Genomic DNA, 12,090 nt, shown 5'->3' on the forward strand with positions numbered 1-12,090 from the left:
ATGAGGTTGACCCGCCTCCTCCACCTGTCGCGCAACCGGCGTCCGGTCCGGCGCTTCCGCGACCGGCTCGTCGAACCCGAGGTCGTCGACGCGGTGCTGGAGGCGGCGCGCTACGCATCGTCCGCTCGGGAGGCGCAGCCGTGGCGCTTCGTCGTCGTGCAGGAGGCGCTGGCGCGCCACAGGATCGCGGCGGCCGCCTTCAACCATCCCCATGTGAAGACGGCGCCCGTCGTTGTCGCCTGCTGCGCGCGCATCCACTCGCACGTGAGCGGCACGGGCCGCCCGAGCTTCGCCATGGACCTCGCTTCCGCGACCCAGACCATGATGCTGGCGGCGGCGGACCTCGGCGTGCAGTCGAGCTGGGTGTACGGCTTCCGGGAGGGCGACGTGCGCGCGATCCTGGGCGTTCCCGAACACATCCCGATCGTGGCGCTCTTCTGCCTCGGCTATCACGATGGGCTGGCGGAACTGCCGGAGCGGCTGCCGCGCGAGGAGGTCATCGCCTGGGACCGGTGGCGGACGGCGGCGAGGGTCGCCGAATGAAGCGCCTCGGGCTTGTCATGGCGGCGACCGCGGGGCTGGCCGCCGCGGCGCCGGCCGCCCTGCACGGGCAGGATGTGCGGCTGGCGGGGGAGCCCCGCTCGGACGCGCAGGCGGCGCTGGCGACCTTCCTCGAAACCGGCGGTTTCACGGTGTGGGCAAGGGACACGGTCCTGGCCCGGGGAGACACGGTGCCGGGACCCGTCCTCCTGCTCGAGGGCGCCGCGCGCATCGCCGGGCGGATCGAGGGCGACCTCTACGTCGTCGACGGCGACCTTTTCCTCCGCTCGGGCGGCTCCATCACCGGCAACGTGCTGGTGCTGGCGGGCGGGTTCTACGACTCGGACCTGGCGGAAGTCGGGGGCACCCTCACCTATCGTCCGAACGAACCGCTGCGCGTCCGGCCCACGCGGGGCGGTTTCGAGATCATCTCCGAAGTCGAGCCCGAGCCCGCCTTCGAACTCGACGGCACGTACGGCTTCCATCTCCCGACCTACGACCGCGTGAACGGCCTTTCGATCCCGTTCGGCGCGCTGGCCCGCCTGTCGGACATCCCGGGGCGGCCCGAACTCGCGGGCGGCGTCACCTGGATTCCGGCCCGCGAGGATCTCGACTTTCGCCTCCACAACTCCTGGCGCCTCGGCGAACGCATCCGGCTGGGCCTGTTCGCGACCAGCGCCGTGGTCAGCAACGAGGCATGGATCCGCCCCACGTGGTACAACAGCCTTGCTCACTTCGTGGCCGGCGACGATGTCCGCAGCCACTACGATTCCAGGCAGTTCGGTGTCGAGCTCGAACTGATGTCGGCGGAGCCGCCGGTGTGGGAGGATGCTCCGAGCTGGCGGATCGTCTTCTCGGGGGGGCACGCGGAGGGGGCGTCGCTCGCCGCGCGTCCGGTGACCATCCTCTTCGGAGACGAGGCGGACGAGGGGGAGCGCGTGTTCGCACGTCCGCCGAGCTTCTGGTTTGCACGCGCCGGGTTTGAATGGTCGGTGAATCGTCGCGATGGCCGGACGGCGTTCGGGGTGGCCCTCGAAGGGGGACTCCAGGACGAACTCGCTGGCAACTGCATTTTCATTTGCTCCTACGATTTCCTGCTCGTGGAAGGGCGCGCATCCGTGCGCCGGGTGACGGCGTGGGGCCATGCGGTCGATGCTTTCGCGATCGGGAGGGCGGATGTGGCGGGACACCTCCCGAGCCAGCGCTACTCGATGATCGGGGGGGTGGGGACGCTGCCGACGATGCCGCTGCGCGGCCGGTGGGAACCCCGCCTGCTTTATGCCGAAACCACCTACGCAATCCCCCTTCTCGGCGACGTGGCGCTCGGGGGGTTGGACGTGTTCGCGCGCGGCAGCGGGGCGGGAATCCATTCGCCCGGGGATGACTTTGAACTGTACGGCGCGATCCAGGGCGGATTGGCCTTGCGGCTCTGGGATTTCCGGCTCGAGTTCGGGGCCGCCGCCGGCTCCGCGGAGCCCGGCGACCCCGGTCTCATCGCCTTCCTGGATGTCCGAACCAACCGGTCCGCGCGACCCACGCGGATGCCGCCGCGCAGGTAAGCTTCACCGCTTCCGGCGCTGGCGCAGGGTTTTTCCACGGATCGCCAGGTGCTAGGCGGAGGTCCGACGGTCGAAGCGACGCGCGATTTCGTCGGCCAGTTCCTTGAAGTCCTTGAAGGCCTCCGCCGCAGCCACGGCGTGGCTGCCAATGGCGCCGTCGGCTGGCGAGAGCTTGAAGATCGGCTTCCGTGCGTCCTGCCCCAGCGGGACGAGACTGCGATAGTGCTTGATGGTCGCGATACAGTTTGCATCCGACTCGGCATTCGGAGCGACATCGGCCGGCGACTCTTCCAATACGCTGCGAGCGTATTCGGCGGGCATCCGCTTGGCCCAGCGATCATATGCCCTCACGGGGCGACTGAGCCGTACTCCATGTTGCTGAATCAGGTAGCCCAGCGGCTCCATGCTGCCCTTCGGCAACGGGAATTCCGGCTCGTTCCAATTCGTCACGCGCTTGTTCCACTCGTCTCTCCAGCGGCGCAGCGTCGGCCCGAGGTTCCGTAGTCCCTGACGAGAGAACAAATCGGCCCCCAGAGGGACGACCACGAAATCCGTGGCGATGAGGGCGGATCGGTTGATCGCCCCCAGGCTTGGCCCCACATCGACGAGGATGATATCCGCGTCGCAGCGCTCGGCTCCCCACTGCAGCACCTGCCAGAAAGCCGTAACGACCCGGAATGGACGGTACATGTTCCGGCTTCCGAGGCAATTCGGCCATTCCGCGGAGAGAAGGTCCTCGAAGCCGGAGAGCGCGAGGTCCCCCGGTATGAGGCTCAGGGTGTCGGAAAGGTGCTGCAGGTTGGGTTGGCGGATGTCGCCGACTTGTGCGAGCGGAGCGATGCACTGGGCCATCGTGTCGGTCTTCTCACCCGAGTCGTCGCGCCACAATCGCTCCACGATCTCTTCCGGCAGGAAGGCCGCCGTGAGGTTGGCCTGCGGATCCAAATCGACGGCGAGAACGCGGCGATCGAGTTCCGAGAACATCCACGCGAGGTGATAGACCAGCGACGTCTTCCCAACCCCCCCCTTGTTGTTGAAGAAGGTAAGCACAGGCGCCGTCATGGCCGAACTCTCACCGTGCAGTTCACCCAGTGCGGGTCGACGTCGAATACCGGTTCGGGTTGCCCGTTCTCGATCAGTTTCCGGCGCGCAAGTGGAATGCCGACGCCATATCGCTGGACCAGTCCCAGAGCGCGCATCGCCTCCGCCAGATTCGGATTACGATATGAAACGATACCAGGTCGACCGAAATTCTCGATGGTTACACCGCCGTACGGCCCTCCTGGATTGGTTATCTCGATGCGATCATCGAACCAGTACACGTGCACAGGTGCGTTGACGCCTTCGTAAGTCCGGTGCATCACGGCGTTCCGCACCAGTTGTTGCAATGCCGGCAAGGGGTATGTGGGGCGACGTCGATCCGTATGCCCGGAGGTGATGTCGACGGCCGTGTGATTGTAGGCCTTCAACTTCTCATCCAGGCGGCGCATCATGTGGACGACCGGCCCATCGCATCGGGCTTCGTCCACGATTTCGTCGGCCAATGTCGTTCCCGCGATGCGCAGAAACTGAATGTAGGCGTCGGGAAGGAAGTCCTGCGGGCGCGTGCCGATCACGAGCATGCCGGTGACCGTGGGCACGGGATCCTCCGCGGTGGCGACCATCTTCGTCGCCGCCAGGCGCTCCGGAACGCTGCGCTCGTTACTCTCAAGCACCTCGCGACTCACGGCCTGCGGGAGGTATTCCTCCTCGAACCGCCGCAGGTCCAGATCACCATCGGTAGTGGCGGTTGCGAGAGGCTGTGCGTCAAAAGGTGCATCGCCGTATCGCCGTTTCTCGTTGAGCATGCGCTCGTCCTGCGCCGTCGCGATGTCGCGACGCGGCCCCACGCGAATCCAGATCCGCCCTCTGAAGCGAACGGGAGGGGAGTCGGATGGCTGGACGGTGATCACTGCGATATCGGCACCGTGTAAGTTGCGGCGCTGGACCGAGAGTGTCGGTGGTGGAACCGTGTTCCCGTCGGTCTTGATGTCGGATAGCTGCTGAAGCAGTTCATCCGTGATCTCCAGTCCCGTCGGGGTTCCCTTGTCGGTCGCCCCTACGAAGACGACCCCCGGTTGACCGTGACCGGGGAGATCGTTCGCCATCGCGCATACGGCCTGCCTGATCGTCTTCCGTGCGTCTCCCGCGAGCGATTCCTTCCTTTCCACGAGGTCGGACTCGATGTCTGCCAGCATGATTTCGAGTTCGTCGTCGGAATAGGCCAAGTGCATCACTCAGGATCGAAGGGTTGTCATCGCGGGCCGGTTTCCGGCGCCACCACGATGCATCATATGCCAACGAGCCGGCCAGACGCGAGTTTGGCGGCCGCAAATCTGGAATACAACGAACGGAGCAATCTGCAGGGCCCCGATTTTGACAACCCCGGACCGCAGGTCTAGCTTCTTGCGATGCCGCTTCGGACCGACTCCCCGCCTCCCCAGCGATGGGCGTGATCTGCGTCCTTCCCGCCCGTATCTCCAGCACCCGTATCTCCAGGAAGCCCCTCCAGCCGCTGGCCGGCCGCACGCTCCTTGAGTGGTGCTGGCGCGCCGCCTCAGCGATCCGCTCCTTCGACAGAATCGTGATCGCGACGGACAGCGACGAGATCGAGGGCTGCGCGCGGGGGTTCGATGCGGAGGTCGTCCGCACGCGGTCGGATCACCTTTCCGGCACGGACCGCGTGGATGAGGCGGCCGACCTGCTCGGCGCGGAGGCGGATGACGTCGTCGTGAACTTCCAGGCGGACGAGCCGTTCGTGGATGGCCGGGCGGTCGAGAGCGCCGTCCGGAGCGCGCGGGAAGTCGCGACGATCGCGGCGCCGATCCGTGCGGATGACGAGTGGCGGTCCCCGGCCGTGGTGAAGGTCGCCCGGGCCGCCGATGGAAGGGCGCTCTACTTCAGCCGCAGCCCCATCCCGTTCTCGCGGGACGAGTCGCCGGAGTTCGGGACCCGCGTGCGGCTGCGCCACATCGGCGTGTACGCGTGTCGGCGTTCCGCTCTCAAGCGGTGGGCGGCCCTGCCCGAATCCACGCTCGAACGGGCCGAGCGGCTGGAGCAGTTGAGGGCGCTCGAGGCGGGCATGCGGATTCACGTCGAACTCGGTCCGTGGACCGAGCCGGGGGTCGATCTTCCCGCCGACATCGCGCGGGCGGAAAGAGTATTGTCCAGCAAGGAGGTGCGGGGATGACGGACGACAGGTCGCCGACGAAGTACATCTTCATTACGGGAGGCGTCGTCTCCGCGCTCGGGAAGGGGATCACCGCGGCCTCGGTCGGGCGTCTGCTCGTCGAGCGCGGCTTGCGCGTGACGATCCAGAAGTTCGACCCCTACCTCAACGTCGATCCCGGGACGATGTCGCCGTTCCAGCACGGCGAGGTCTACGTGACCGACGATGGGGCGGAGACGGACCTCGATCTCGGGCACTACGAACGGTTCATCGACGAGTCGCTCTCGCAGGCGAACAACGTCACGACGGGCCGCGTCTACCAGGACATCATCACGAAGGAGCGGCGCGGCGATTTTCTCGGCGCCACGGTCCAGGTCATCCCGCACGTGACGGACGAGATCAAGATGGCGGTGAGGCGTCTGGCGCCGGGGCACGACGTCGTGATCACCGAGATCGGGGGGACCGTCGGCGACATCGAGTCGCTCCCCTTCCTGGAGGCCATCCGGCAGTTCCGGCAGGATGTGGGGCGCGAGCATTCGCTCTTCGTCCACCTCACGCTCGTCCCCTGGATCAACGCATCCGGCGAACTGAAGACGAAGCCGACGCAGCACTCCGTGCGGGAACTCCTGAGCATAGGGATCCAGCCGGATCTGCTCGTGTGCCGGACCGAACACGACCTAGACGACGGGATCAAGAAGAAAATCGCCCGCTTCTGCAACGTCGAGGTGAACCGGGTCATCGAGTCGCGCGATGTGGCGACGATCTACGAGCTTCCGCTCACCTATCGGGCGCAGGAAGTGGACGACCGCGTCTGCGAGCAGCTCGGGTTCGACACGCCTCCGCCGAACCTCGACCGTTGGCAGGCCATGGTCGACCGGATCAAGCACCCGTCGAACGGCCAGGTCCGGATCTGCGTGGTGGGGAAGTACACGGAACTCGTGGATTCCTACAAGTCGATCGCGGAGGCGTTCATCCACGGCGGCGCCGTCAACGATGTGGCAGTGGATGTCGAGTGGCGGTCCGCGGAGGATGTGGAGGCGCGCGGAACCGATTTCCTCGAACGGTTCCACGGCGTGCTCATCCCGGGCGGCTTCGGGGAGCGCGGCATCGACGGGATGCTCGACACGATACGGTTCGTCCGCGAGCGCGAGATCCCCTACTTCGGCATCTGCCTGGGGTTGCAGTGCGCCATCATCGAGTTCGCGCGCAACGTGTGCGGCCTTCCGACTGCCCATTCCTCCGAATTCGACCTGCGGACGAGCGATCCGGTGATCTCGCTTCTGGACTCGCAGCACCAGGTGACGGACATGGGCGGCACGATGCGGCTCGGAGCCTACCCGTGTCTGCTTCAGCCGGGGTCCCGCGCGCAGGAGGTATACGGCGCCGACGAGATCTCCGAACGGCACCGCCACCGGTACGAAGTCAACCCGACCTACCGGGAGACGCTGGAAGAGCGGGGGCTGGTCTTCTGCGGCATGTCGCCGGACGGGGGACTCGTCGAAATGCTCGAACTTCCCGAGCACCCCTACTTTCTCGCCACGCAGTTTCACCCGGAACTCAAGTCACGGCCGACCAGGGCTCACCCGCTCTTCGAGGCTTTCGTCGAGGCGGCGGTGGCGCGACGGGAAGCGCTGCGAAGCGCACCCGGTGACTCGGACGGGCGGAACCAGGCGTCCGACGAGTGGGCGGACTCCGCATCGGCCCGGACGAACGGGGTCACGGTCGGGAGATGAATCCCGGCCGTCCTTCGTTTTTTTCGGGTCGCCGGCGGACGGAATCCGGAGCCCGGAAGAAGGCGTGGACATCGCTCTTTCTCATCGCGGGGCCGTGCGTGCTCGAGGACGATGCCTTGAACTTCGAGGTCGCGGATCACCTGGCGGAGCTCGGGGAACGGCTCGATCTCCCGGTGACGTTCAAGGCATCGTTCGACAAGGCGAACCGGAGTTCCGTGTCGTCTCCGCGCGGGCCGGGCCTCGAAGAGGGGTTGGCGGCGCTCGCCCGGGTGCGCGACCGCTCCGGACTCCCGTTGCTCACCGACATTCATCTTCCCGAACAGGCGGCGGTCGCTGCGTCAGTCGTGGACGCGCTCCAGATCCCCGCCTTCCTCTGCCGGCAGACGGATCTGCTGCGCGCGGCGGCCGCCACGGGACGGCCGGTGTGCGTCAAGAAGGGGCAGTGGATGGCGCCGGAAGATGTCGGCGGCGTGATCGGGAAGCTCCGCGAGGCAGGGGCGCGGGAGATGGTTGTGACGGAACGCGGGTTCGCCTTCGGCTACGGGCGGTGGATCGTAGACATGAGGAGCTTCGCTCTGATGCGCGCGACGACGGGCTGTCCGACGGTGTTCGACGCGTCTCACGCCGTGCAGCTGCCGGGCGGAGAAGGGTCGAAAAGCGGCGGGGAGCCGGAGCATATCGGGCGGCTGGCGGCGGCGGCGGTCGCGGCCGGGGCGGATGGTCTCTTCATCGAGGTGCACCCGGATCCGGCCGCAGCCCTTTCCGACGGATCCAACATGCTGCCGCTCGCCGAACTCGAGCGTGTCGTGAAGGGGGCGATGCGCGTGCGCGAAGCCGTGGCGGTCTGAGCCCGCTCCCAATGAGCCCGAGACCCCCGATGGATCGCCGACTCGCGAAGTCCGTTCGCTTCGTGTCCCTCGATGTGGACGGCGTGCTCACGGACGGTTCGATCTGGGTCGGCGCGGACTCGCCCCTCAGCGCCCCGCGGGAGCTGCGTCGCTTTCACGCCCTCGATGGCCTGGCCATCCGGATGATGCAGCGGGCAGGCCTCGTGATCGCGTTCCTCAGCGGCAAGCGCTCGGCCGCCGTCCGCCTGCGGGCGCGGGAGCTGGACATCGCGGAGGTTTCGCTCGGTTCCCGAGAGGGAAAGCTTTCGGCCCTTCGGGGTATGCTGGCGCGATGCGGTTGCACCTGGGACCAGGCCGCGCACCTTGGCGACGACCTCACGGACCTGGCGGTGATGGAACGGGTGGGGTTGCCGGCCGCCGTCGTCGGCGCCGTGCCCGAGGTCCGGGCGGGCGCGACGTGGGTGGGGACGGTGCCCGGCGGGGAAGGGGCCGTGCGCGAATTTGCGGAGGCCCTGCTCGTCGCCCGAGGGGAGTGGGATGGGCTGGTTGCGGAGTTCCGGGAAGGAGGACGGTTTGCGGGTTGAGCGGGTTGAAAGGCGGGGGCGTGCGGGCGGCGAGCGCGCGCGAACGAGCGGGACCGACACGCTGGGGGGACCGGCGCGCCTCAGCCTGTTCGCCTGGGTTTCGCTGCTGCCTTTATTCGCCGCGTGCGGGTCCGACGATGCGCCTCCGACCGCGAGCGAACCCCTGCCCGAAGGGGTGGATACCGCCGTTCGAGGGATGCGGACGTTCGTTACGCGCGATGGAATCCGGCGCGCGGTCGTGGACGCCAATACGGCGGAGTGGCACGCGGAGAACGAGATTCACCTGCGGGAGATGACGCTGACCTTCTTCGATCCGCGCGGAGTGGAATCGACGGAGGTGACCGCGGAGTTCGGGATCTTCCATCAACTCACCGGCGACCTCGAGGCCGAGGGGCAGGTGGTCGTGGAGGACCGTCTGGACGACCAGCGCCTCGAGACGGAGCGTCTCCGGTATCAGAATCTCGATGGTCGTCTGTACGGCGATACCGCGTTTCGTCTCCTGCGGGGGGTGGAGGGTCTGACCCTCGACGGGACGGCGTTCGAGTCGGATCCGTCGCTCGACTCGGTCGTCGTCCTGAATCAGGCAGGCGAGATGCGGCCGCAGGTCGTCTACTCGGAGGCGATCCCCCTGCCGGCGGATCCGGTCGGGGATACCACGGGAGTCGCCGAGGAGCCCGTCGCCGAGGAGCAGGGGGCGGACGAACCGGCGCCGGCTGACTCGACGGCGACGGAGATCGATCCGGCGGCGCCTCCGGCGCAGGATTCCGCGGCGGCGGCGGACAGCACGGCGATATCGCCCGACAGCGTGACGGCGCGCGCGGACAGCGCGACCGTGCTGCCCGACACGACGGAAGCCCCGGCGGACAGCCTGGCGGCGCCCCCCGACACGACGGAAGCGCCGCCGGACAGCGTGCCCGTGCCGCCCGACACGACGGGAGCCCTGCCGGACAGCCTGGCGGCGCCCCCCGATACCACCGCGGCGACGCGCCCGTGAGTCGCGGACGCATCAGGTTGTTGCGCTGTCTGGCGGTGGCGACATGGCTCGCCGGCCCGCTCGTCGCGCAGGAGCCCGAGGCGGGCGTCGGGTCGGCGCTCAACCGGTGCAATCTCCGATGGAGCCCGCTTGAAGCCGACACGAGGAGCGTCACGAACCGGGATGTAGCGGGGGCGCACGTCACGCATCTCAGCGGCCGATACCTGTGGACCTGCGGAACCGCCACGATGGAGGCGGACAGCGCGATAAAGCGCGATGGTCCCCGGCAGGTCGAGCTGCTGGGCGCGGTCGTCTACGCAGATTCGATACGGACGCTGAAGTCGGAGCGGCTCCTGTACTTTCAACTCTCCGATTTCATCATCGCCGAGGAAAACGTCGAACTCGTCCGTCTGACGGATCGCTCCACCCTCATCGGCCCCCGCGTGGAGTTTCTGCGAGCCGTCGCCGGCATCGATGCCGTCACGACCGCGCCCGGACGGCCGACCGTTACGTTCTATCCGACAAACACCGAGTCGCCCGAGCCGTTCACGGTCGAGTCGGAGCTGGCCATCTTCGCCGGGGAGGACGAGGCCCGCTTCTACGGGGACGCGGTGATCGTCCGGAGCGATCTGAACGCCCAGGCCGACAGCGCCATGCTCACTCGCGCCGATGGTCTCGGCGTCCTGTGGGGCGAGCCGTGGATCGAGGCCGAAGGAATCCGACTGGAGGGCGATTCGATACGGTTCGTTTCCCAAAACGAGGAACTCGAGAAGATCCACGCTGTCGGCGACGGCTACGCGTCGGGAGAGCGATTCGAAGTGGCGGCGGAGTTGATCGACATCGATCTGGAGAATCGCGAGGTCGAGCAGGTGCAGGCTCACGGAGAGGGTGTGAGCCGGGCGCTCTCCGGCAGCCACGAGCTGCGGGGCGATTCGATTCACTTCGTGATGTACGGGAGCCAGATCGACACGGCCTATGCGGTCGGCGGTGCGGTTGCGGTCCAGCGTGACTCGTCCTGGATCGTGCCGCCCGCGCAGGAGTCGGCGATCGCCGATTCGACGGCCACCGACTCGACCGCCAGCGCCAGCGCCAGCGACTCGACCGCCAGCGCCAGCGACTCGACCGCCAGTGCCAGCGACTCGACCGCCACGGACTCGACGGCTGCCGCGCAGCAGGCACCCGACGCTCCCGCCCCGACGGACTCCGCCGGAGTCAGCGCGGACACCACGGCGGGTACAGCGGCGGACGCAACGGCAGACACCGCGGAAGCGGAGGCGGAGGACGATGGGCCCGCGGAGATCGAACTGGCGACCGACGGCTCCGCGAACTGGGGGCGCGGCGATACGCTCATCGCGGTCTTCGAGCGCTCCGCCGCACCGGTGGCGGATTCTACGCCGGCGTCCGACCCCTTCATGCGGCAACTCGTGCTGGGCGGAAACGCCAGTGCCCTCTACCGGATGGTCCGGGATTCGACGACGAGCGCACGACCTTCGCTGAACTATCTCGTGGCGCGGCGCATTCAGGTGGATTTCGAGGCCGGAGAACCCACGGCGGTCGAGGGCGAACACGCCATCGGCGCCTATCTGGAGCCGCGGGAGGTGTTCGGGACTCCGTCGCCGGCGGATAGCGCGGCGGCGGCCGACAGCGCGACAGTGGCGGATAGCGCGGCGGCCGTGGCCGATAGTACGGAAGCTGCGGCCGCGGGCGACTCGCTGGGTGCGCTTCCGGACACGTCGGACGTCCGGCCCGACAGCACGACGACGCCACCCGACACGGTCGGCGCGCCTCCGGACACCGTGCGCCGGCGCGGACACTCCCGGAGCGGGGATGTGCAGCTTGCCCTGCGTGCTCGCCAACCGGGACGGGGGCGCCTCGTGGCGTCCGGCACGTCTCCCGCCCTCAGACCCAGGAGATCCTGTTGAGCAGTGTACTTCGGGCCGACGGCCTCGTCCGCTCCTTCAAGCGGCGCTGCGTCGTGAACCAGGTGGAGATCGAGGTGCGGCAGGGGGAGGTCGTCGGGCTGCTCGGCCCCAACGGCGCGGGGAAGACGACGACCTTCTACATGATCGTCGGCCTGCTCAAGGCGGATGAGGGTCGCGTCTACCTCGATGACGACGAACTCACGAGTTGGCCCATGTACCGGCGGGCGCGCGCCGGCATCGGGTATCTCCCCCAGGAGGCGTCGGTCTTCCAGAAGCTCACGGTCGAACAGAACGTGATGGCGATCCTCGAGACCATCAAAATGACGCGGCAGGAGCGGCGCGACCGCCTCGAGGAGTTGCTCGACGAATTGTCCATCAAGCACCTTCGGGCGAACAAGGCCTATTCGCTCTCCGGGGGAGAGCGGCGGCGGCTCGAGATCACGCGGGCGCTGGCGACCCGCCCCAAGTTCCTGCTGCTCGATGAACCCTTCACCGGGGTCGACCCGATTGCGATCGATGACATTCAGCGCATCGTGCGGGGCCTGAGGGACAAGGGTCTGGGGGTTCTCATCACCGACCACAACGTGCGCGAGACGCTGTCGATCACGGACCGCGCGTACCTCCTGTTCGAAGGCAAGATCCTGGTGCAGGGCGAGGCGGACCACCTCGTGAACGACCCGGAAGCCCGGCAACTGTACCTCGGGGAGGACTTCAGGCTCTGAA

At 67.7% G+C, this 12,090-nt stretch carries 11 protein-coding genes; 9 read left to right on the forward strand and 2 right to left on the reverse strand.

From position 1 onward, the window contains the following. Complete coding sequence (locus ACOGXI_RS03390; protein WP_419937482.1) at window positions 1–543, forward strand: nitroreductase family protein; 543 nt, start codon at window positions 1–3, stop codon at window positions 541–543. Further along, window positions 540–2,099 (forward strand): hypothetical protein, encoded by a 1,560-nt coding sequence (locus ACOGXI_RS03395; RefSeq protein ID WP_419937483.1) that lies wholly within the window; start codon window positions 540–542, stop codon window positions 2,097–2,099. The genes ACOGXI_RS03390 and ACOGXI_RS03395 overlap by 4 nt, the downstream gene beginning before the upstream one ends. Before the next feature lie 51 nt (window positions 2,100–2,150). Here the strand turns inward: ACOGXI_RS03395 and ACOGXI_RS03400 are convergent, their stop codons facing one another. Then, window positions 2,151–3,161 (reverse strand): ParA family protein, encoded by a 1,011-nt coding sequence (locus tag ACOGXI_RS03400; protein WP_419937484.1) that lies wholly within the window; start codon window positions 3,159–3,161, stop codon window positions 2,151–2,153. Further along, a complete protein-coding gene (locus ACOGXI_RS03405; protein WP_419937485.1) occupies window positions 3,158–4,366 on the reverse strand; it encodes an ATP-binding protein in 1,209 nt (402 codons plus the stop codon). Before ACOGXI_RS03405 ends, ACOGXI_RS03400 begins: the two co-directional genes overlap by 4 nt. Window positions 4,367–4,584: 218 nt before the next feature. On the opposite strand from ACOGXI_RS03405, the gene kdsB reads away from it, so the two are divergent. The 7 genes from kdsB to lptB are packed head-to-tail and all read left to right on the forward strand — an operon-like array spanning window position 4,585 to window position 12,089. After that, the gene (kdsB, locus tag ACOGXI_RS03410; RefSeq protein WP_419937486.1) at window positions 4,585–5,328 is read left to right on the forward strand and encodes a 3-deoxy-manno-octulosonate cytidylyltransferase; all 744 of its coding nucleotides are present in this window, start codon (window positions 4,585–4,587) and stop codon (window positions 5,326–5,328) included. Then, on the forward strand, window positions 5,325–7,040 hold the full coding sequence (locus tag ACOGXI_RS03415) for a CTP synthase (RefSeq protein WP_419937487.1): 1,716 nt from the start codon (window positions 5,325–5,327) through the stop codon (window positions 7,038–7,040). The genes kdsB and ACOGXI_RS03415 overlap by 4 nt, the downstream gene beginning before the upstream one ends. After that, a complete protein-coding gene (gene kdsA / locus ACOGXI_RS03420; RefSeq protein WP_419937488.1) occupies window positions 7,037–7,888 on the forward strand; it encodes a 3-deoxy-8-phosphooctulonate synthase in 852 nt (283 codons plus the stop codon). The genes ACOGXI_RS03415 and kdsA overlap by 4 nt, the downstream gene beginning before the upstream one ends. Before the next feature lie 29 nt (window positions 7,889–7,917). Next, window positions 7,918–8,472 (forward strand): KdsC family phosphatase, encoded by a 555-nt coding sequence (locus ACOGXI_RS03425; RefSeq protein ID WP_419937489.1) that lies wholly within the window; start codon window positions 7,918–7,920, stop codon window positions 8,470–8,472. Beyond that, window positions 8,462–9,466, forward strand: coding sequence for an LPS export ABC transporter periplasmic protein LptC (lptC, locus tag ACOGXI_RS03430; RefSeq protein ID WP_419937490.1), 1,005 nt, complete (start codon window positions 8,462–8,464; stop codon window positions 9,464–9,466). The genes ACOGXI_RS03425 and lptC overlap by 11 nt, the downstream gene beginning before the upstream one ends. Then, window positions 9,463–11,367 (forward strand): hypothetical protein, encoded by a 1,905-nt coding sequence (locus tag ACOGXI_RS03435; RefSeq protein WP_419937491.1) that lies wholly within the window; start codon window positions 9,463–9,465, stop codon window positions 11,365–11,367. Before lptC ends, ACOGXI_RS03435 begins: the two co-directional genes overlap by 4 nt. Further along, window positions 11,364–12,089, forward strand: a complete 726-nt coding sequence (gene lptB, locus ACOGXI_RS03440) for an LPS export ABC transporter ATP-binding protein (RefSeq protein WP_419937492.1) — start codon at window positions 11,364–11,366, stop codon at window positions 12,087–12,089. Before ACOGXI_RS03435 ends, lptB begins: the two co-directional genes overlap by 4 nt. Window position 12,090: the final 1 nt, after the last annotated feature.

The organism is Candidatus Palauibacter sp. (assembly GCF_965208055.1).
Taxonomy (GTDB): Bacteria; Gemmatimonadota; Gemmatimonadetes; order Palauibacterales; family Palauibacteraceae; genus Palauibacter.

Bases quoted from the DNA above. Each gene is read 5' to 3' on its own strand.
- ACOGXI_RS03415 (WP_419937487.1), top strand. From the start codon at position 5,325: ATGACGGACGACAGGTCGCCGACGAAGTACATCTTCATTACGGGAGGC.
- kdsA (WP_419937488.1), top strand. From the start codon at position 7,037: ATGAATCCCGGCCGTCCTTCGTTTTTTTCGGGTCGCCGGCGGACGGAA.
- ACOGXI_RS03425 (WP_419937489.1), top strand. From the start codon at position 7,918: ATGGATCGCCGACTCGCGAAGTCCGTTCGCTTCGTGTCCCTCGATGTG.
- ACOGXI_RS03395 (WP_419937483.1), top strand. From the start codon at position 540: ATGAAGCGCCTCGGGCTTGTCATGGCGGCGACCGCGGGGCTGGCCGCC.
- kdsB (WP_419937486.1), top strand. From the start codon at position 4,585: ATGGGCGTGATCTGCGTCCTTCCCGCCCGTATCTCCAGCACCCGTATC.
- ACOGXI_RS03400 (WP_419937484.1), bottom strand. From the start codon at position 3,161: ATGACGGCGCCTGTGCTTACCTTCTTCAACAACAAGGGGGGGGTTGGG.
- ACOGXI_RS03390 (WP_419937482.1), top strand. From the start codon at position 1: ATGAGGTTGACCCGCCTCCTCCACCTGTCGCGCAACCGGCGTCCGGTC.